Consider the following 21,743-nt stretch of genomic DNA (forward strand, 5'->3'; position numbering starts at 1 on the left):
TTGAATCTATTGTCAGTCAGATATTCAATCGCTGAATCTATCAGCACCACATAAAAAATTTAAAATGAAATTAGGAAAAGAAATGTTTAATTACCCTGTAGTCATCCATTTTCATCGAAAAAATGGGGATTATGCAGCCTGTTCATTTAGTAGAAAACAGGCGGACAATGTTGAAAAATTGTATTATGAGAATAACTTTTTTGGCGCAAAGTTCTCTTTCACAGTCACAAGTCAAGAAAAGTTAGAAAACCTAAAGTTCTCAGTTGAAATTGATGGAAAAGTTAAGGAATATCCCGTGCGTTATAACCACTATCCCCTTCTGACAGAAGTTTGGATTTTAGAGGGCGATGAGACGGTTTATTATTCTGAAAACCCGGCCATTGCTAGTCCTTACTACAAAGATCAAAATCCATTTGCTTTTGATAAAGCAATCCATAGTGCTAGTTTTGATCACCACTGGGGCTACCAAGGAGAGCTAGGTTATAGCCTTTCAGATTATCAGACAAGCTTTAAACTTTGGGCTCCTACAGCTACAGCTGTACAGGTGCTTGTCTATGAAAATACCAGCAACGACGCTCCGATTTGGAAAACCTTTAATCTAGAGCGTGGAAATAGCTATTCATACAGTCATAAGTATAATACCATTGGTGTGTGGAGTCTAGACTTAGATGAAAATCTTGCTGGTAAGGCTTATCAGTATCAAATTGAATTTCCTCACCACCAGACTTTGACAAGAGATCCTTATACAACTGCAACTAGTCCTGACGGAAAACGTTCTGTTATTCTCTCACACAAAGACAGACAAGTAGAAGGATTTGAGGTCAAACATGGAACAGATGCTCCTTGGCGTTTAGATAATCCATGTAAAGCGGTTATCTGTGAAATGCATATCCGAGATTTAACCAAATCTCCAACATCTGGAGTGGCAGAGCATCTCCGTGGAACCTTCCTTGGAGCTGCCCAGACTGGAACTGTAAACCAATTTGGCCAAGCAACCGCCTTTGACTATATCAAAGCACTTGGATGCAACTATGTTCAACTCCAGCCTATCTTTGATCGTCATAAGGAATACGACGAGGATGGAAATGTAACCTATAACTGGGGCTATGATCCTCAAAACTACAATGCACCAGAACCAAGTTTCTCTAGTAATCCAGATGATCCAGGACAAGTCGTTCGTGATCTGAAAACCATGATTCAGGCTTATCATGATGCAGGAATTGGTGTCATCATGGACGTGGTTTATAATCACACCTTCTCAACGGTTGATGCGCCTTTCCAGATAACTGTTCCAGATTATTACTACCGCATGAACCCAGATGGAACCTTCCAAAATGGTACAGGTGTAGGAAATGAAACAGCGAGTGAACATGAAATGTTCCGTAAGTACATGATTGACTCTCTCCTATACTGGGTGAAAGAGTACAATATTGATGGTTTCCGTTTTGACTTGATGGGTATTCATGATGTCAAAACCATGCAAGCGATTCGTTGGGCGCTAGATGAGGTTGATCCCCGTATTATCACCTATGGAGAAGGTTGGGATATGGGAACAGGTCTTGCACCTTATGATAAGGCCAAGAAGGACAATGCCTACCAAATGCCAAATATCGGATTCTTCAATGATGATCAGCGTGATGCGGTCAAAGGAGGAGAAGTTTATGGTGCAATCAAGTCAGGATTTGTAAGTGGCGCAGCCACTGAGCCAATCATTGCCAAGGCCATTCTTGGTAGCCGAGAATTGGGTTCTTATCTCAGTCCAAACCAGGTTCTCAACTATGTTGAAGCCCATGACAATTACAATCTACATGATTTGCTGGCAACTCTTCATCCTGATCAAAGTTCAGACCAGATTATGCGCAAGGTCGAGACAGCGACAGCAATGAATCTTCTCATGCAAGGAATGTCCTTTATGGAAATTGGGCAAGAATTTGGTCGAACCAAGTTAATTCCGACAGGCGAACACGGAGAACTTACTCCGGCAGACCGAGAACGTGCTATGAATAGTTACAACGCTCCTGACAGTGTCAACCAAATAAACTGGGATTTGATCAATGAAAGACAAGAAAGCATTGACTTTGTCCGTCAAATTATTCGACTGAAGACAAAAACTAGCGCCTTTTCTTATCCTACATACGAAGAAGTCTACCGTCATGTCTTTGTCCACACAGCTGCAGAAAATAGCGGATGGATTGTTTACGAGATTCACGGGGGACCCGAACATCTATTGGTAGTATTCAATGCCAAGGGAACTTCCTTATACTTTGAAAATGCAGGAAATCTAGAAATGCTTGTGACCAATAGTAGTTCGAAACAAGAAAATGTCATTGATGATACTAGTGTCGCAGTGCTAAAAGTACTCTCTTAAATGTATAAACTAAAAAGGGTTAGATTGTCTAATCCTTTTTATCATTTATAAGTTTTCAATGAAGAGTAGAATCAAGTGTCAAACTATTTGACGAATCAAGTTTGTGAAAATAATCTCAATTTTTTCACAAAAAGGGTTGTAATTTTCTGAAAATTTGATAAAATAAGTTTTAATCATTTTCAGGAGGAAGAAAATTGGTAAGATATCAGAATTTAGTAAATGGAAATTGGAAATCATCTGAAAAGGAAATTGCAATCTATTCACCCATTAATCAGGAAAAGCTGGGGACAGTACCAGCTATGAGTCAGGCAGAAGTTGATGAGGCTATGAAAGCTGCGCGTGCAGCTCTTCCTGCATGGCGTGATTTAGCACCCGTAGAACGGGCGGCCTATTTGCATAAGACGGCAGATATTTTAGAACGTGACAAGGAAGTAATTGGAACGATACTTGCCAAGGAGGTGGCAAAGGGAATTCAGGCAGCTATCGGAGAAGTAGTTCGTACAGCAGATTTGATCCGTTTTGCCGCTGAAGAAGGTCTCCGTATCACTGGACAAGCAATGGAAGGTGGCGGTTTTGAAGCTGCCAGTAAAAACAAACTAGCCGTTGTCCGTCGTGAGCCAGTTGGTGTCGTTTTAGCTATCGCGCCATTTAACTACCCAGTCAACCTTTCTGGATCTAAAATTGCTCCGGCTTTGATTGCAGGAAATGTCGTTATGTTTAAGCCACCAACGCAAGGATCTATTTCTGGTCTCTTGCTAGCTAAGGCTTTTGATGAGGCAGGTATTCCAGCAGGAGTATTTAATACGATAACTGGACGAGGTTCTGAAATTGGTGACTATATCATTGAGCACAAAGAAGTGAACTTTATCAACTTTACCGGCTCGACTCCAATTGGTGAGCGAATCGGTCGTTTAGCTGGAATGCGTCCTATCATGCTTGAACTTGGTGGGAAAGATGCAGCTATCGTTCTCGAAGATGCAGACTTGGAACACGCAGCTAAACAAATCGTCGGTGGAGCCTTTAGCTATTCAGGGCAACGTTGCACAGCTATCAAGCGTGTCTTGGTTGTGGAAAGTGTAGCGGATAAATTGGCTGAATTACTTCAGGCAGAAGTTGCTAAGCTAACAGTTGGTGACCCATTTGACAATGCTGATATCACACCTGTTATTGACAATGCTTCAGCTGATTTTATCTGGGGATTGATTCAGGATGCGCAAGATAAAGGTGCCAAAGCACTCAGTCCAACCAAACGTGAGGGCAATCTCATTTGGCCGGGACTTTTTGATTATGTCACAAGAGATATGAAATTAGCATGGGAAGAACCGTTTGGTCCTGTTCTGCCAATTATCCGTATTTCCGATTCAAATGAAGCGGTAGCAATTGCCAATGAATCTGAGTTCGGTCTTCAATCATCCGTGTTCACAAATGATTTTAAAAAAGCATTTGAAATCGCTGAAAAACTTGAAGTCGGTACTGTTCACATTAATAATAAAACACAACGTGGACCAGATAATTTCCCATTTCTTGGTGTAAAAGGTTCTGGTGCAGGAGTTCAAGGAATTAAATATAGTATCGAAGCGATGACAAATGTAAAATCCATTGTTTTTGATGTGAAATAATTTCTAAAATCAGGAAATAACATTCCTGATTTTTATTTTTACTAAAAAATCCAGTTAAAAATTGAAAAATAACGAATGTTTTGATATTATACTAAGAAAATATATGCAAATCGTTTATTTTTTTCAACAATTAAATGAAAAATTATATAATGTTAAGATATATTTTCTAAAATTTTCAAGATATTTTTTAAGAAATTCCGTAAACTGCTTGAAAGTTCTTTTAAAAGATAGTATAATAGACATATAGAAAACGCTTACATTGAGAAAGGGGATTGGATGAATAATCAAGAAGCATTGAGAACCTTTACTACTGGAGAAAATTTTCATCTTCAGCACTATCTAGGAGCACATAAAGAGGAAAAAGACGGAGAAATTGGTTTTACTTTCCGTGTTTGGGCACCTAACGCTCAGGCTGTGCACTTAGTTGGTGATTTTACAAACTGGACAGAGCACCAAATTCCTATGGTACGGAATGAGTCGGGTGTTTGGGAAGTCTTTACGAGCCAAGCTCAGGAAGGTCAGATTTATAAATATCATATCACGCGTGCAAATGGTCATCAGATTATGAAGATTGACCCATTGGCAGTCCGTTTTGAAGCCCGCCCAGAGACGGGAGCTATCCTGACTGACATACCAGACAAGAAATGGAAAGACGGGCTTTGGCTAGCGCGTCGCAAACGTCTGGGATTTTTTGAGAGACCAGTCAATATTTATGAAGCCCACGCTGGATCTTGGAAGAGAAATCCAGATGGTAGTCCATACAGCTTTGCACAACTTAAGGAAGAACTCATTCCATACCTTGTTGAGATGAACTACACTCACATCGAGTTTATGCCTTTAATGGCTCACCCACTTGGATTGAGTTGGGGCTACCAGCTTATGGGTTACTTTGCTATGGAGCACTCTTATGGGCGACCAGAGGAATTCCAAGATTTTGTTGAGGAATGTCATTTAAACAATATCGGTGTAATTGTGGATTGGGTTCCAGGTCATTTTACCATCAACGATGACGCTCTAGCTTATTATGATGGAACACCGACTTTTGAATACCAAGACCACAATAAGGCCCATAACTATGGTTGGGGAGCTCTTAACTTTGACCTTGGGAAGAATGAAGTCCAGTCCTTCTTGATTTCTAGCATTAAATTCTGGATTGACTTTTATCATTTAGACGGTATTCGAGTGGATGCAGTTAGCAATATGCTCTACCTAGACTATGATAATGCTCCTTGGACTCCAAACAAAGACGGTGGCAATCTCAACTACGAAGGCTACTATTTCCTTCAACGTTTGAACACTGTTATCAAGTTAGCTCATCCAGATGTGATGATGATTGCAGAAGAAAGCTCATCAGCAACAAAGATTACTGGTATGAAAGAAATGGGCGGTCTTGGCTTTGACTACAAGTGGAATATGGGCTGGATGAATGATATTCTCCGTTTCTACGAGGAGGACCCGATTTATCGTAAGTATGATTTTAACTTGGTAACCTTCAGCTTCATGTATGTTTTTAATGAAAACTACCTCTTACCTTTCTCACATGATGAAGTCGTGCATGGTAAGAAAAGCATGATGCACAAGATGTGGGGTGATCGCTACAATCAATTTGCAGGTTTGCGAAATCTCTACACTTATCAAATTTGTCATCCAGGTAAGAAACTCTTGTTCATGGGAAGCGAATATGGTCAGTTCTTAGAGTGGAAGTCTGAGGAACAGCTAGAATGGTCTAACTTGGAAGATCCAATGAATGCTAAGATGAAGTACTTCACTTCTCAACTCAATCAATTCTATAAAGAGCACCGTTGCCTTTGGGAAATTGACACCAGCTACGACGGCATCGAAATTATCGATGCGGATAATAGAGATCAGAGTGTCCTTTCCTTTATTCGTAAGAGTAAAAAGGGTGAAATGCTAGTCTGTGTCTTTAATATGGCGCCTGTTGAACGAAAAGACTTTACAATCGGACTTCCTGTCGCAGGAGTTTACGAAGAAGTTTGGAATACAGAATTGGAACAATGGGGTGGTGTCTGGAAAGAATACAACCAAACGGTTCAAACTCAAGAAGGATTATGGAAGGATTATGAGCAGACCTTGACCTTTACCTTGCCAGCTATGGGAGCAAGTATCTGGAAGATTAAACGTCGCTTGAAACCAACTAAAACTGTCACAAATAAAACCCAAAAAGGAGTAGAAAATGAAGAATGAAATGCTAGCTTTGATCCTTGCCGGTGGGCAAGGAACACGTCTCGGAAAACTCACTCAAAGCATTGCCAAGCCAGCAGTGCAATTCGGTGGGCGCTACCGTATCATTGACTTTGCGCTTTCAAACTGTGCTAACTCTGGGATTCACAACGTCGGTGTTATTACGCAGTATCAACCTCTTGCCTTAAACAACCATATTGGAAATGGTTCGAGCTGGGGTCTGGATGGAATTAACACAGGTGTTTCTATTCTTCAACCCTACTCTGCAAGCGAGGGAAATCGTTGGTTTGAAGGAACTAGCCACGCTATCTACCAAAATATTGACTACATCGACAGTGTCAATCCTGAATATGTTCTGATCCTTTCTGGTGACCATATTTACAAGATGGACTATGATGACATGCTCCAATCACATAAGGACAACAATGCCAGCTTGACAGTAGCTGTCCTAGACGTACCTCTCAAAGAAGCTAGTCGCTTTGGTATCATGAATACAGATGCCAATAATCGTATCGTTGAATTCGAAGAAAAACCTGCTCAACCTAAGTCTACAAAGGCTTCTATGGGGATTTATATTTTTGACTGGAAACGACTTCGCAATATGCTTGTTGCTGCTGAAAAGAGCAAGGTAGATATGTCAGACTTTGGTAAAAACGTTATTCCAAATTACCTTGAGTCTGGAGAAAGTGTCTATGCTTATGAATTCAAAGGCTACTGGAAAGACGTTGGTACTATCGAGTCTCTATGGGAAGCAAATATGGAATACATTGATCCAAACAACGCTTTGGATAGTCGTGATCGTCAGTGGAAAATCTACTCACGCAACTTGATTTCACCACCAAACTTTATTGGAAAACACGCTCATGTAGAAGATTCTTTAGTTGTGGATGGCTGTCTCGTGGATGGAACTGTTAAGCATTCCATTCTCTCAACAGAAGCGCAAGTACGTGAGGGTGCTGAAGTAGTAGACTCTGTAATCATGAGTGGTGCCATTATCGGAAAAGGTGCAAAAATTAAACGTGCTATCATTGGTGAAGGTGCTGTTATTTCTGAAGGTGTCGAAATTGATGGAACAGACGAAGTACAAGTAGTAGGATATGATGAAGTAGTGGGGGTAGCAACAGATGAAGATTGATAAATATTCAGCCATTTTAGGAAACACAGTTGGTTTTCATGATATGTCAACGTTAACAGAACACCGTCCGGTAGCTAGCTTGCCTTTCGGCGGGAAATACCGTTTGATTGACTTCCCCCTTTCCAGTCTTGCAAATGCAGGTGTTCGTAGTATCTTTGGTATTTTTCAACAAGATAATATCAGTTCAGTCTTTGACCACATTCGTTCAGGTCGTGAGTGGGGCTTATCTACCCTTCTCAGTCACTACTATCTAGGAATTTACAATACTCGTGTTGAAAGTAGCACAGTTGGGAAAGAATATTACCAACAGCTTCTCACTTATTTGAAACGTTCAGGATCAAATCAGACGGTTGCACTTAACTGTGATATCGTGGTGAATATTGACCTCAATCAAGTATTCCATTTACATACTACTGCTGGTCGTCCAATTACAGTTGTTTATAAGAAATTACCTAAAAAGGATATTTCAGATGTTAATGCCATCTTGGAAGTGGATGAAACAGACCGTGTTCTTTCTCATAAACTTTTTGATGCCAAATCAACAGATGAACTTTTCAACATGTCTACAGATATATTCGTCGTTGATACTCCGTGGTTGATTAAGCGTTTGGAAGAAGAAGTTCAAAAAGAATACCCAGAAAAATTACGCTATGTTTTACGTGAGTTGGCAGCTAAAGAAGGTGCTTTTGCTTATGAATACACTGGCTACCTAGCCAATATTCACTCTGTTCAATCCTATTATCAATCCAATATTGATATGCTGGAGTCTCAAAAATTCTACTCTCTCTTCTCACCTAACCAAAAGATTTATACCAAGGTTAAGAATGAAGAACCAACCTACTATGCGAATACTTCAAAAGTAAGTACTTCTCAGTTTGCTTCTGGTAGTATCATTGAGGGTGAAGTAGTTCAGTCAGTCCTATCTCGTAACATTTATGTTCACAAAGATAGTGTGGTGAAAGACAGCATTTTATTCCCTCGTGTTGTGATTGGCCAAGGTGCCCAAGTTGAGTATGCAATCTTGGACAAAGGGGTTGAAGTTGCTGACGGTGTCGTTATTCGCGGTACTGCAGAACACCCAGTTGTAGTCAAAAAAGGCGAAAAAGTTACAGAGGATATTCATTCATGAAAATTTTATTCGTAGCAGCAGAGGGTGCGCCCTTTTCAAAAACAGGTGGTTTGGGAGATGTCATTGGCGCTCTTCCCAAATCACTGGTAAAGGCAGGGCACGAAGTTGCGGTTGTCTTACCTTACTATGACATGGTAGAGGCTAAGTTCGGCGACCAGATTGAGGATCTTCTCCACTTTGAAGTGAGTGTAGGATGGCGTAGACAGTACTGTGGTATTAAGAAGACCGTCTTGAATGGTGTTACCTTCTACTTCGTAGACAATCAAACGTATTTCTTCCGAGGTCATGTTTACGGAGATTTCGATGATGGTGAACGTTTTGCCTTCTTCCAACTGGCTGTTCTTGAAGCCATGGAGCGAATTGATTTCATTCCAGATATTCTCCATGCCCATGATTATCACACCGCTATGATTCCTTTCCTCTTGAAGGAAAAATACAGATGGATTCAGGCATATCAAGGAATCAGAACCGTCTTAACTATTCATAATTTGGAATTCCAAGGTCAGTTTTCTGAAGGAATGTTGTGGGATTTGTTTGGAGTCGGTTTTGAACGTTACGCTGATGGGACCCTTCGTTGGAATGATTGCCTCAACTGGATGAAAGCAGGTATTCTCTACGCGGATCGTGTCTCAACCGTTTCCCCTAGCTATGCGCACGAGATTATGACCAGTCAGTTCGGCTGCGGTTTGGACCAGATTCTTCGGATGGAGTCAGGTAAGGTTTCAGGTATTGTCAATGGTATTGACGCAGATCTTTATAATCCTCAAACAGACCCACTTTTAGATTATCATTTTGATAAGGAAGATTTGTCTGGAAAATCACAAAATAAAGCAAAATTGCAAGAGAGAGTTGGTCTACCAGTACGAGCAGATGTTCCACTAGTTGGGATCGTCTCTCGATTGACCCGCCAAAAAGGTTTTGATGTTGTCGTAGAAAGCTTGCATCGTTTCTTGCAAGAAGACGTTCAAATCGTTCTTTTAGGAACAGGGGATCCTGCTTTTGAACATTCTTTCTCATGGTTTGCTCAAGTCTATCCTGACAAGCTATCAGCAAATATCACTTTTGACGTCAAACTTGCTCAAGAAATCTACGCAGCTTGTGACCTCTTCCTCATGCCGAGCCGTTTTGAACCATGTGGCTTGTCACAAATGATGGCCATGCGTTATGGAACACTACCATTGGTTCATGAAGTGGGTGGACTAAGAGATACAGTTCAATCCTTCAATCCGATTGAAGGAACTGGTACTGGATTTAGCTTCGACAATTTAACACCATACTGGCTTAACTGGAGTTTCCAAACAGCCTTGGATGTTTATAAGAACCAGCCAGACGTTTGGAGAAATCTACAAAAACAAGCTATGGAATGCGATTTCTCATGGGATACAGCCTGCAAGTCTTACCTGGACTTGTACCATAGTCTAGTCAACTAATAGATAAAATCGTATGATTCTTTCATACGATTTTTGGGCTGTTTAGAAAAGAGGAGAAGTGATGACTCAAGTAATGGGGCTCTGTGTTATGGATGTTGATGGCACCCTGATAGCAGAGGAAGTGATTGATCTTTTAGGAAGAGAAGCAGGTTGCGAAGAAGAAATATCGCAGCTTACAAGCCAGGCAATGCGAGGTGAATTGGACTTTGAAAGGAGTTTGCGAGAGAGAGTGGCTTTGTTAAAAGGTCTTCCGATTTCGGTCTTTGATACTGTCTTCAAATCCATTCATCTGTCCAAGAATGCTCAAGAATTTATCACCACACTTCAAAAGAATGGCATTCCAGTCGGTCTAGTGTCTGGTGGCTTTACACCAATAGTTGAGAGATTAGCAAAATCCCTTGGTATCTCCTATTTCTCTGCTAACCAGTTGGAAGTCAAAGACGGCTTTTTAACTGGAAAATTAGTTGGTGAAATTGTGACAGGTCAAGTAAAACAAGCTACTCTTGAGAATTGGAGAAAGGAACTAGGACTTTCCAAAGAAAGAACGATTGCCATCGGTGATGGAGCTAATGATCTCTTGATGTTAAAGTCAGCAGGTCACGGTATAGCCTTTTGTGCCAAGGAGGTCGTAAAAGCTGAGATAGCTTGTCATGTAGATACGAGGGATCTTTTAGAAGTTTTGCCTTTGATTGATTTCTTAGAATGAGAGGGAACTATGAAAATTGTAATTGCACCCGATTCTTTTAAAGAAAGTTTGACGGCAGAACAGGTCGCTCAAGCTATAAAAAAAGGCTTCGAACAGTCAATAGCGGATGTAGAATGTCTGCTCTATCCTGTTGGTGATGGCGGGGAAGGAACCGTAGATGCTATTCGACATTCTCTTGACCTCGAAGAAAAATGGCAAGAGGTTACGGGACCTTTTGGTCTAAATGAAGCAATGCGCTACTTTCAAAAAGGCCAAATAGCTCTCTTTGAAGTTGCTGACTTGGTTGGTCTTGGAAAGATTCCCCAAGAGAAACGAAACCCTCTTCACATCCAAACCAGAGGTATTGGAGAGTTGATTCACCATCTCATTAATCAAGGGATGAAAGAAATCTATATCGGAGTTGGTGGTACGGCTAGTAATGACGGTGGGATAGGCATTGCTGCTGGTTTAGGTTATCGTTTTTATGATAAGAAGGGAGAAGAATTGCCAGCTTGCGGTCAGACTTTGCTTGAGTTTGATTCAGTTTTCAAAGCTGAACTATGCAGGATTCCTGAAGATGTGAAAATCCGCATTTTAGCAGATGTCGTGAGCCCTTTATGTGGTCATCAAGGAGCAACCTACACATTTGGTAAACAAAAGGGATTGGCCCCTGCTTTGTTTGAAACAGTAGATCTGGCTATGCAGCGATTCTATGAAAAATTCTCACCTTCAACCCTATCTCTTAAAGGAGCAGGAGCTGGAGGTGGCATTGCTGCTGGACTCTGTGCCTTTGCTGAGGCCAGTATTGTATCTGGGATTGACACTTGCTTGGATTTGATAGACTTTGACAAGAAAGTTTCAGATGCCGACTTGGTTATCGTTGGAGAAGGTAGACTGGACAGTCAAAGCTTTGTTGGAAAAGCTCCTATCGGTGTAGCAAAAAGAACCCCTAACGGAGTCCCTGTTATTGCTATTTGTGGAAGTCTTGCTAACGATTTGCCTTCCCTACCATTCGAAAATATACAAGCTGCCTTTTCTATTTTAGAGAAAAGTGAACCTTTGGAAGACAGTCTGAAAAATGCAAGTCTCTATTTGGAGCACACAGCTACTAATATTGGCCGTTTATTAAACATGAGAAACCATTAACCAAACCATTTTTTCCAGATAGATTTTTTAGGAGCCTCTGCCTTTTTCTCTTCCCAGAGGTCTGAGAAAGCAAGTCTAAGGTCCTTCTCGTCCACTTGAACAGGTTCATTTGTGTGAATGACAAGACCAAAAGGAGAGGTGATATGATCGTCTGAAACAATAGTCGCCTGGCAGTTGCTTTCCTTTGCTTGTCTTAAGTAAAAAACCTGTTTGTCAAACTCGATATTTGGAGAAATCTTCACAAAAAGTTCCTCTACCTTTTCTTGAAAACTTTCTAAAATAGAGAAAAATCCATGTTCTAATTCAGAACTATTGGCCGTCTCAACATCCGCATATCCAAGAACTCTTTCCTCGAAAGTGCCGAGGTAGCGACGTTGTTCATCCGGGTTTAATTTCGGCCCACCATGAGCTTTTTCTAGTAGTTGTTTTGATAAATCTGTCATAAAAACAGTATATCACAAAAATCGCAAGAAAACAGACAAAAGAAAGCGATTACTTTATAAAGTTAAGGAAAATTTGCACAAAGATAACGTTTTTTCTTGAAAAACGCTTATTTTTAAGGTATCATAGAGGTGTAAAAAATTTAACTCAAAGGAGAGTAAAAAATGTCAATTATTACTGATGTTTACGCTCGCGAAGTCCTAGACTCACGCGGTAACCCAACACTTGAAGTAGAAGTTTATACTGAATCAGGTGCTTTCGGACGTGGTATGGTTCCATCAGGAGCTTCTACTGGTGAACACGAAGCAGTTGAACTTCGCGACGGTGACAAATCTCGTTACGGTGGTCTTGGTACACAAAAAGCTGTTGACAACGTAAACAACATCATCGCTGAAGCAATCATCGGCTACGATGTACGTGATCAACAAGCTATCGACCGTGCTATGATCGCTCTTGACGGTACTCCTAACAAAGGTAAATTGGGTGCAAACGCAATTCTTGGTGTGTCTATCGCTGTAGCTCGTGCTGCTGCTGACTACCTTGAAATCCCACTTTACAGCTACCTTGGTGGATTCAACACTAAAGTTCTTCCAACTCCAATGATGAACATCATCAACGGTGGTTCTCACTCTGACGCTCCAATCGCTTTCCAAGAATTCATGATCGTACCTGCTGGTGCACCATCATTCAAAGAAGCTCTTCGTTGGGGTGCTGAAATCTTCCATGCTCTTAAGAAAATCCTTAAATCTCGTGGTCTTGAAACAGCCGTAGGTGACGAAGGTGGATTCGCTCCTCGTTTCGAAGGAACTGAAGACGGAGTTGAAACTATCCTTGCTGCGATCGAAGCTGCTGGATATGTTCCTGGTAAAGACGTATTTATCGGATTTGACTGTGCATCATCAGAATTCTACGATAAAGAACGTAAAGTTTACGACTACACTAAATTCGAAGGTGAAGGAGCTGCTGTACGTACTGCTGCAGAACAAATCGACTACCTTGAAGAATTGGTAAACAAATACCCAATCATCACTATCGAAGATGGTATGGATGAAAACGACTGGGACGGTTGGAAAGCTCTTACTGAACGTCTTGGTGGTAAAGTTCAATTGGTTGGTGACGACTTCTTCGTAACAAACACTTCTTACCTTGCAAAAGGTATCGCTGAAGGCGCTGCTAACTCAATCCTTATCAAAGTTAACCAAATCGGTACTCTTACTGAAACTTTCGACGCTATCGAAATGGCGAAAGAAGCTGGTTACACTGCCGTTGTATCACACCGTTCAGGTGAAACTGAAGATTCAACAATCGCTGACATCGCAGTTGCAACTAACGCAGGACAAATCAAGACTGGTTCACTTTCACGTACAGACCGTATCGCTAAATACAACCAATTACTTCGTATTGAAGACCAACTTGGTGAAGTAGCTGAATACCGTGGATTGAAATCATTCTACAACCTTAAAAAATAATCTAGTTCAGTGAACTATTTTATCCCGAACCTTTAAATTCAACAGTTCGGCCGTTGATTTAACAACGTTATAAGCCCTTCGGATTTTATCCGAAGGGCTTTTTTCTGTTCAGGGGGAAAAAAGGGGGCAGAGTTTATGGTATAATAGACAAAAACACTTGTATTAGAAAGCAATTATGTCTAAAGAAATTGATATTGAGTATTACCACCAGCTAGCCTTGCAAAAGCAGAAAGAGCATCGTAAAGTGTTAGCCAATTTAAAGAAAAAGCCACCAAAAAATCTAGATAAGATAGCTCAGCAGATCCACCAAGAAGTCTTTTCTGAGATCGATTGCACTGCCTGCGCTAACTGTTGCAAGACATTGGGGCCCGACTTCAAAGAAGCAGATATTACCCGTATTGCTAAGTACTTTAAGATGAAATTACCAGCTTTTGAAGCGGAATTTCTGCAGGTGGATGAAGATGGCGATAAGGTTTTCAAATCCATGCCTTGCCCCTTTCTAGGTGGAGATAATCTCTGTTCCATCTATGACGTTCGTCCAAAGGCCTGCCGTGAATTTCCCCATACAGACCGTAAAAAGATCCATCAAATTAACCATCTGACGATTAAGAATACCTTGACCTGCCCAGCAGCCTATCTCTTTGTTGAGAAATTAAAAGATAAGTTATAAAGATTTGAACCTTTAAACCTTGTACAAATATTCTAGGGCGGAAGTATCTTGTATTTGTTAGAATATAGATAGAATTGAACACGGACTAAAAGCTATGCGAAAAAGAAAAAATTACCTAGAACCAGCGTTAATTTTCCTATTTTCACTTTGCTTTTAATGACCTTTGTATCTTATGGAGGTAAGAAGAAAAGAATATGATGCATCAATTCAATCGAACCATGGATTATTTGGAGCAGCAACTGACTGGAGCAGTGGATATGAAAAGATTTCAGCAACTATCAGGCTATTCTTATGCTCTCTTTAGCAGGCTCTTTTCCATCCTAGCAGATATGACTTTAGCAGAATACTTGCGCAATCGCAGGCTGTCAGAAGCTGTGACGGACTTGCGGGAAAGCTCTGAGAAAGTCATTGACATAGCGATGAAATACGGCTATGAGTCTGCGGATGCCTTCAGCGCAGCCTTTAAGAAATTCCATGGTGCAACCCCCTCAGAAGTTAGGAATGGAAAACCTTATCGGGTCTTTCCTAGACTTCAATTATCCTTAAAGATTACAGGAGGAAAGAATATGGATATCAAGATTCAAAAGAAACCTGCTTTTACTGTAGCAGGCGTCCTATTGGAAGCTATTGACAATAGCAAATGCCCGTCTGCTTGGGAGCAACTCTATGCCCATCACAGTTTTGAAAGCTTAGAAAGTATGGGCAGTGGCCAATCCTTTGGCGTCTGCTCGGATGTCAAAGAAGGTGAAATCATCAACTACATGGCTGCTTATGATGTGACGGATAAAACTAAAGCAGAAGAACTAGGTCTGTCAATCAAAGACATCCCAGCAGCTGAATATGCTATCGTCCCAGTCAAAGGTCCTATACCAGCTAGCATTCACAATGCTTGGAAGTATGTTTTGGAGGTTTTTTTCCCAGAAACAGGCTATCGCCACTCAGGCTCACCAGACTTTGAAGTCTATACCGAAGGAGATATGTCGTCACCAGACTACCAAATGGAACTCTGGATACCAGTCATCAGGGACTAGATCATTTTCTGATTTTTTATAAAGATGCAAATCCGACTCTGTAGAAAGAACCTCTACAGAGTCTTTTATTGTGAAAATTCATATTCGTAAAGCAAATATACCCTATTTTTTGTTTTGATTTTATGGGGTATGAGTAAAGTTATCTCGGTATAATAGTCCCATAGAAGATAAGGAGGTATGAATATGCAGATGTATTTTGGAGATGTGTCACTTTGCTATAGCTATTCATTGGCAATGGCGCTCGACGCCTATGGTTATGACTTTAAAGCAGAGTTTTTAGAGGCAATTATGGTGATGGGAAATGGCGCTAGTATCGTAAAGGAAGATGACCAGCACCCTCTAGTATTCTTTGATAATGGAATGCCAGACCTTTCCATCTCCCATTCCTTAAAAATACTAGGTTTTGACTATGAGGATTTCTATCTAAAAGATGGAACTGAAGTAGATTTGGAAGAGGTTAAAGGAAAATTGGAAATGTTTCTGTCCAATGGACCAGTCGTACTGGGACCTCTTGATATGGGTCATCTGACTTACAATCCCAATCACACAATCCTTTATGGTGTGGATCACTTTGTAACCGTGTATGCTCTTGATGGTCAGTATCTCTATTTGCATGATCCAGCTGGTTTTGCCTGTATGAAGGTTGCTTTTAATGACATTTTAGAAGCTTGGAAGGCGGAGGCTATTGACTATAAGCGTGGAGCTTACTCCATGTGGGGAAATTTTAAGAAGGTTAAGAGTCCTAGTCAGACTGAAATCTATCAAGAAACAGCAAGGATTATGAAGACCCGATATCTGAATGGTCAAAGTGGTGTGTTGGAATACTATGCAAAAGCAGTTGCTGAAAATGGCTTAAATACAGAGCAAAAACAATTGCATCAGTATTTCAGCTTCAAACTTGCGGATGTTCGAAATCTCTATCTCAGTAAATTCTTAAAAGACCATGATCCCGAAGGGGCAAGATTAAAAGAAGAATTGGCTACTCTATTTGGCCAAGCCCACCTTTCGTGTTTAAAAGAAGATTACCAAGAACTATCCCTCTTGCTCTATCAGATAGCTAAAGTGGATGGTCGCTTTAGAGATTTATATGTAAACTAGTGACTATATGCATAAAATAACTAGTCAGTAAAAGCAGTTTTTCGTAACATGAAGAACTGCTTTTTGATTATGGTTATGGTATAATGAAGTAAGAAAATAGCTTATTCTACTTAAAAATGAAGGGAGAACTCCTATGCCTAGACCAAGAACAAAAGAGGAGCTAGTGCTAGCCTCTAAGGAAAACTATGAAAAGCTCAATCACTTTATATCTAAATTAAGTGAAGAGGAACTACAGACTCCTTTTGATTTTTCAAAAGACCAAAAGAAAAAAGAAGCTCACTGGAAAAGAGATAAAAATCTACGGGATGTCCTGATCCATCTCTATGAATGGCATCAGTTACTTTTGACCTGGGTACATTCCAATCAAAAGGGTCATGAAAGACCTTTTCTCCCTGAACCTTATAATTGGAAAACTTATGGGGAAATGAATGTCGCTTTTTGGAAGAAGCACCAGAGAACGTCCTTAGAAGAAGCGACCAAACTCCTCAATCAATCACATAAAGAGGTTTTAGAGTTGATGGAAGACTTCAGCAATGATCAACTCTTTACCAAAGGTGTCTATAAGTGGACGGGTGGGACAAGCCTAGGCTCCTACTTTGTAAGTGCCACTTCCAGTCACTATGATTGGGCTATTAAAAAGCTTAAAGCTCATCAGAAAAATTGTAAGTGTCGCTAGTTGGAGTGCTATTGAAATTCACCAAAGGTTCTTCTAAGTTTCGAATAGCTTAGTGCTCGTGATTTTAGAGCTCTTCTAGCTTTAGAATCCTTCAAAAATTTAGATTTAAAGCAATCAATGGCTTAGAATAGTACGAAAACATTTATTTTATAGTAATTCTAAGTTTAGAATTGCATTGATATTAAAGGAATTAAGCTGTTCGATGCTTCGAATGGCTTTTTTCTGATATAGGATGATAGATAGATGGGTGAGATGATGAACATACAAAAAGAGAAAGTTAGAAAAGAGTTGATGTCCCTCTGTTTGGGAGAGTTTACAGCCGTCCTATCCTTTTGGTTTTCTTTTTTCCTTTTAAAAAATCGGCTTGCTGATTGGAATAGTCTAGTAACCATTCTCTATCCTCTGTCTTTACTGACATTTATATTGCTTCAAGGTTCAATCTATTGGGCGATTTTGATGAGAAGACTCTCGAAACCTCAGTTCGGAAGCGCTAGTGTCCCCAAACTATATGGTGGTTTCAGAATACTAGACCTTGTTTTACTTATTTCAGGCTTTCCTTTTATTGTCTGGAATACACAGAGTTTTCAAGTGGCTATTATAGCCACACTAATACAGCTTTTTGCACTAATCGAATGGATCAATTATTTCCTCCTACGCTTATCCTATAGTCTGAATCCTCTTGTTTTATGGAAACGAATTACCAAGGGAAAACTTGAAAAGAGTAGAATAGCCAAGGAGTTGGGGTAGGGGAGAATAAAGAGGTTACCCATTCGTTTTGTAATATGCTATAATTAATCTATCAAATTTTTTGAATAACTACTTGAAGTGAGATAGATATGCAAATAAACTACAATAGAAAACAGAAATCAGATATTGTTATTTTAAAACCTTCAGCCATTGAAGTTGAAAAATACTTAAAATCGTGGAAAAATCTTAAAAATTATAAGTTGCAAGAAGATGCTTTAGATAAATTGTTTTTTGAGCTATTACCAAGTAACGAAGAAATTTCTGATATTTTATTAAAGGTTGCTACATTAAATGATTTTTATAGCACAAATATTTTTTCAGTTTATCCAGTTGCAGAGCATATTCTGAGTCTTAAAATTGACGAGAGATTGAGACAAGGTGATGTAACTTTAGTCAATGAAATTCAGAATGTTACTATCAATGGAGTCACTAGAAAGTTCTATTCTTTTTCTACTAAATACTGTTCCCATCATAATCCTAAAGAATACCCTATTTATGATAGCTATGTAGAAAAAGTATTGAAATATTTTAGAAAAACAGATAAATTTTCCAACTTTAAGAATGCAGATCTAAAAGATTATCAAAAATTTAAAAATATAATTATTGCTTTTAGAGAATACTACGGATTAGAAGAATTTAATCTTAAAGAGATTGATCAGTATTTATGGCAGTTGGGAAAAGAATATTTCCCAAATAAATATTAGCGACTTTTTCTCACTCAGAAAGGAAATTTAATGTCCTACAAATTTTTACTCTTCGACCTCGACCACACCTTGCTTGATTTTGATGCTGCTGAGGATGTGGCTCTGACGCAACTTCTAAAAGAAGAAGGGGTTGCAGACATTCAAGCCTATAAAGACTATTACGTTCCTATGAACAAGGCTCTCTGGAAGGATTTGGAGCAAAAGAAAATCAGTAAACAAGAGCTGGTTAACACGCGCTTTTCACGTTTGTTTGCTCATTTTGGGCTAGAGAAAGATGGGACTTTACTGGCCCAGCGATACCAGTTTCTTCTAGCCCAGCAGGGACAAACTCTTTCGGGGGCTCATGAACTTTTGGACAGTCTCATTGAGCGTGATTATGAGCTGTACGCTGCGACAAATGGGATAACTGCTATTCAAACAGGGCGCTTGGCTCAATCAGGTCTGGCTCCCTATTTCAACCAAATCTTTATTTCCGAGCAGTTGCAAACGCAAAAGCCTGATGCACTATTCTATGAAAAAATCGGTCAGCAGATTGCTGGATTTGATAAAGAAAAGGCCCTGATGATTGGAGATTCCCTAACAGCTGATATTCAAGGTGGCAATAATGCTGGTATCGATACTATCTGGTATAATCCCCATCATCTGGAAATTAAGACGCAAGCCCAGCCGACTTACGAAGTCCATTCTTACCTAGCTCTACTAGAACTCTTAGATAAACTGTAAAAAGTGGTTTCAATAGCCACTTTTTGCTATAATAGAGGCAGGAAAAACGAAGGAGTTGGCTATGCAACACTCATCTTGGCATGCTTTGATTAAGGAGCAATTACCTGAGGGTTATTTCAGGAAAATCAATCAATTTATAGAGCAGGCATATGCACAGGGAACTGTTTATCCACCCAAGGAAAAGGTTTTTCAGGCTCTCTTGACTACTCCTCTGGAAGAGGTTAAGGTGGTGATTCTAGGGCAAGACCCCTATCACGGGCCAGGTCAAGCTCAGGGCTTGAGTTTTTCTGTACCGGATACCATTCCAGCTCCGCCATCCTTGCAAAATATTCTGAAAGAATTAGCAGATGATCTTGGCGTTAAGAAATCTCATGATTTGACATCTTGGGCTGAGCAAGGAGTTTTACTTCTCAATGCTTGCTTGACGGTTCCTGCTGGCCAGGCCAATGGTCATGCTGGGCTGATATGGGAGCCTTTTACAGATGCTGTGATTCGGGTTGTCAATAATCTAGACAGACCTGTAGTCTTTGTACTCTGGGGTGCTTATGCACGCAAGAAGAAAGTCTTGGTTACCAATCCTCATCACTTGATTATCGAATCAGCCCATCCCAGTCCTTTATCGGTTTATAGAGGATTTTGGGGTTCCAAGCCTTTTTCCAAGGTTAATGCATTCTTAAAAGAGACCGAACAAGAGCCAATCGATTGGCTTAGATAAGGAGAGAATATGCCTCAGTTAGCGACGATTTGCTACATTGATAACGGGAAAGAACTACTCATGCTCCATCGCAATAAGAAACCCAATGATGTCCATGCTGGTAAATGGATTGGCGTAGGTGGGAAGCTAGAGCGAGGGGAGACTCCACAGGAATGTGCAGCGCGTGAAATCCTCGAAGAAACAGGGCTCAAAGCCAAGCCAGTTCTAAAAGGCGTTATCACTTTTCCAGAATTCACACCTGATTTAGACTGGTACACCTATGTTTTTAAGGTGACGGAGTTTGAGGGTGACTTGATTGACTGCAATGAGGGGACCTTAGAATGGGTTCCCTATGATGAAGTTCTAAGCAAGCCAACCTGGGAAGGTGACCACACCTTTGTTGAGTGGCTTTTAGAGGACAAACCCTTCTTCTCAGCCAAGTTTGTTTATGATGGGGATAAATTGTTGGATACCCAAGTTGATTTTTATGAATAAAGGAGAGAGCAGATGCTACTAATCAAAAATGGTCGTGTAATGGATCCCAAGTCTGGTTTGGATCAAGTGTGTGATGTTTTGGTACAAGATGGGAAAATTGTCAAAATTGCTGCCGAAATCAAGGAAGAAGGAGCAGAGCTAATTGATGCTAATGGGCTTGTGGTTGCACCTGGCTTGGTTGATATCCATGTTCATTTCCGTGAACCTGGTCAGACCCACAAGGAAGACATCCATACTGGTGCCCTAGCGGCTGCTGCAGGTGGTTTTACCACTGTCGTCATGATGGCTAATACCAGTCCAACCATTTCAGACGTGGATACTTTGCAAGAAGTTCTCCAGTCAGCTGCTAAAGAAAAGATCAATGTCAAGACGGTTGCGACTATTACCAAGAACTTTAATGGCCAAGATCTAACTGACTTTAAGGCACTTTTAGAAGCTGGAGCCGTTGGATTTTCTGATGACGGTATTCCACTTGAAAGTAGCAAGGTTCTCAAAGAAGCCTTGGAGACTGCTAAGAAACTTGGCACCTTTGTTTGTCTACACGAGGAAGATCCAGGCTTGAATGGGATTCTTGGATTTAACGAAAACATCGCTAAAGACCACTTCAAGATCTGTGGTGCGACAGGGGTGGCAGAATACGCTATGATTGCGCGTGATGTCATGATTGCCTATGCAACTAAGGCCCATGTTCACATCCAGCATTTGTCTAAGGAAGAAAGTGTCAAGGTAGTGGAATTCGCTCAAGGTTTGGGAGCGCAAGTCACAGCAGAAGTGGCGCCACAGCATTTCTCTAAGACGGAAGCTCTCCTTTTGACACAAGGAAGCAATGCCAAAATGAATCCTCCTTTACGTCTAGAATCAGACCGTCGTGCCGTGATTGAAGGTCTCAAGTCGGGCGTCATCACTGTGATTGCGACAGACCACGCGCCTCACCATGCAGATGAGAAAAATGTAGAAGATATCACCAAAGCACCATCTGGTATGACTGGTTTGGAAACCTCTCTATCTCTCGGCTTGACTTATTTGGTGGAAGCTGGTGAGCTAAGCTTGATGGAATTGCTTGAAAAAATGACTGTCAATCCAGCCAAACTTTATAACTTTGAAGCGGGCTACTTGGCTGAAAATGGTCCAGCGGATATCACCATCTTTGATGACAAGGCTGATCGTACTGTTGGTCCAAACTTTGCTTCAAAATCAGCTAATTCTCCATTTATCGGCGAAACCTTAAAAGGGCAGGTCAAATATACCATCTGTAAGGGACAAATCGTCTATCAAAACTAG

20 protein-coding genes are annotated in these 21,743 nt (G+C 40.5%); 19 read left to right on the top strand and 1 reads right to left on the bottom strand.

Annotation, left to right across the window (positions count from 1 at the left end):
- Window positions 1-82 precede the first annotated feature (82 nt).
- From pulA to D8801_RS01990, 8 genes are all read left to right on the top strand, one after another.
- Complete coding sequence (gene pulA, locus D8801_RS01955; protein WP_125847457.1) at window positions 83-2,368, top strand: type I pullulanase; 2,286 nt, start codon at window positions 83-85, stop codon at window positions 2,366-2,368.
- Between the two features lie 194 nt (window positions 2,369-2,562).
- Window positions 2,563-3,987 (top strand): NADP-dependent glyceraldehyde-3-phosphate dehydrogenase, encoded by a 1,425-nt coding sequence (locus D8801_RS01960; protein ID WP_125847459.1) that lies wholly within the window; start codon window positions 2,563-2,565, stop codon window positions 3,985-3,987.
- A gap of 276 nt (window positions 3,988-4,263) precedes the next feature.
- Complete coding sequence (gene glgB / locus D8801_RS01965) at window positions 4,264-6,192, top strand: 1,4-alpha-glucan branching protein GlgB (RefSeq protein ID WP_125847461.1); 1,929 nt, start codon at window positions 4,264-4,266, stop codon at window positions 6,190-6,192.
- Window positions 6,182-7,324, top strand: a complete 1,143-nt coding sequence (locus tag D8801_RS01970) for a glucose-1-phosphate adenylyltransferase (protein WP_000787260.1) — start codon at window positions 6,182-6,184, stop codon at window positions 7,322-7,324. The genes glgB and D8801_RS01970 overlap by 11 nt, the downstream gene beginning before the upstream one ends.
- Window positions 7,314-8,453, top strand: a complete 1,140-nt coding sequence (gene glgD, locus D8801_RS01975; protein WP_125847463.1) for a glucose-1-phosphate adenylyltransferase subunit GlgD — start codon at window positions 7,314-7,316, stop codon at window positions 8,451-8,453. The genes D8801_RS01970 and glgD overlap by 11 nt, the downstream gene beginning before the upstream one ends.
- On the top strand, window positions 8,450-9,883 hold the full coding sequence (gene glgA / locus D8801_RS01980; RefSeq protein ID WP_125847465.1) for a glycogen synthase GlgA: 1,434 nt from the start codon (window positions 8,450-8,452) through the stop codon (window positions 9,881-9,883). Before glgD ends, glgA begins: the two co-directional genes overlap by 4 nt.
- Before the next feature lie 61 nt (window positions 9,884-9,944).
- A complete protein-coding gene (gene serB / locus D8801_RS01985; RefSeq protein WP_125847467.1) occupies window positions 9,945-10,589 on the top strand; it encodes a phosphoserine phosphatase SerB in 645 nt (214 codons plus the stop codon).
- 9 nt (window positions 10,590-10,598) lie between these two features.
- Complete coding sequence (locus D8801_RS01990; RefSeq protein ID WP_125847469.1) at window positions 10,599-11,714, top strand: glycerate kinase; 1,116 nt, start codon at window positions 10,599-10,601, stop codon at window positions 11,712-11,714.
- Here the strand turns inward: D8801_RS01990 and D8801_RS01995 are convergent.
- Window positions 11,711-12,157: a DUF1694 domain-containing protein gene (locus D8801_RS01995; RefSeq protein WP_125844168.1), complete on the bottom strand. Its 447-nt coding sequence runs from the start codon at window positions 12,155-12,157 to the stop codon at window positions 11,711-11,713. The genes D8801_RS01990 and D8801_RS01995 overlap by 4 nt on opposite strands.
- 162 nt (window positions 12,158-12,319) lie before the next feature.
- Between D8801_RS01995 and eno the strand changes: the two genes are divergently transcribed.
- The 11 genes from eno to D8801_RS02050 all read left to right on the top strand — a co-directional run bounded on the left by eno (window position 12,320) and on the right by D8801_RS02050 (window position 21,743).
- Window positions 12,320-13,624 carry a surface-displayed alpha-enolase gene (gene eno, locus D8801_RS02000; RefSeq protein ID WP_125847471.1) on the top strand — a complete coding sequence of 435 codons (1,305 nt, stop codon included), beginning with the start codon at window positions 12,320-12,322 and terminating at the stop codon, window positions 13,622-13,624.
- Window positions 13,625-13,799: 175 nt separating this feature from the next.
- Window positions 13,800-14,294 carry a YkgJ family cysteine cluster protein gene (locus D8801_RS02005; RefSeq protein ID WP_000031484.1) on the top strand — a complete coding sequence of 165 codons (495 nt, stop codon included), beginning with the start codon at window positions 13,800-13,802 and terminating at the stop codon, window positions 14,292-14,294.
- Window positions 14,295-14,488: 194 nt separating this feature from the next.
- The gene (locus tag D8801_RS02010) at window positions 14,489-15,325 is read left to right on the top strand and encodes an AraC family transcriptional regulator (protein WP_125847473.1); all 837 of its coding nucleotides are present in this window, start codon (window positions 14,489-14,491) and stop codon (window positions 15,323-15,325) included.
- Between the two features lie 183 nt (window positions 15,326-15,508).
- On the top strand, window positions 15,509-16,423 hold the full coding sequence (locus D8801_RS02015; RefSeq protein WP_125847475.1) for a peptidase: 915 nt from the start codon (window positions 15,509-15,511) through the stop codon (window positions 16,421-16,423).
- A gap of 133 nt (window positions 16,424-16,556) precedes the next feature.
- A complete protein-coding gene (locus D8801_RS02020; RefSeq protein WP_125847477.1) occupies window positions 16,557-17,099 on the top strand; it encodes a ClbS/DfsB family four-helix bundle protein in 543 nt (180 codons plus the stop codon).
- Window positions 17,100-17,342: 243 nt separating this feature from the next.
- Window positions 17,343-17,846, top strand: a complete 504-nt coding sequence (locus D8801_RS02025) for a hypothetical protein (RefSeq protein ID WP_125847479.1) — start codon at window positions 17,343-17,345, stop codon at window positions 17,844-17,846.
- A gap of 89 nt (window positions 17,847-17,935) precedes the next feature.
- The gene (locus D8801_RS02030; protein WP_125448366.1) at window positions 17,936-18,550 is read left to right on the top strand and encodes a hypothetical protein; all 615 of its coding nucleotides are present in this window, start codon (window positions 17,936-17,938) and stop codon (window positions 18,548-18,550) included.
- 30 nt (window positions 18,551-18,580) lie between these two features.
- Window positions 18,581-19,273, top strand: a complete 693-nt coding sequence (gene pynA / locus D8801_RS02035; protein ID WP_125448367.1) for a pyrimidine 5'-nucleotidase PynA — start codon at window positions 18,581-18,583, stop codon at window positions 19,271-19,273.
- Window positions 19,274-19,334: 61 nt separating this feature from the next.
- A complete protein-coding gene (locus D8801_RS02040) occupies window positions 19,335-19,988 on the top strand; it encodes a uracil-DNA glycosylase (RefSeq protein WP_125847481.1) in 654 nt (217 codons plus the stop codon).
- Between the two features lie 9 nt (window positions 19,989-19,997).
- Window positions 19,998-20,462 carry an NUDIX hydrolase gene (locus D8801_RS02045; RefSeq protein WP_001135756.1) on the top strand — a complete coding sequence of 155 codons (465 nt, stop codon included), beginning with the start codon at window positions 19,998-20,000 and terminating at the stop codon, window positions 20,460-20,462.
- Window positions 20,463-20,474: 12 nt separating this feature from the next.
- Entirely contained in the window at window positions 20,475-21,743 is a 1,269-nt protein-coding gene (locus D8801_RS02050) for a dihydroorotase (protein WP_125847482.1), read from the top strand.

This window comes from Streptococcus oralis (assembly GCF_003943415.1).
GTDB lineage: Bacteria > Bacillota > Bacilli > Lactobacillales > Streptococcaceae > Streptococcus > Streptococcus oralis_BJ.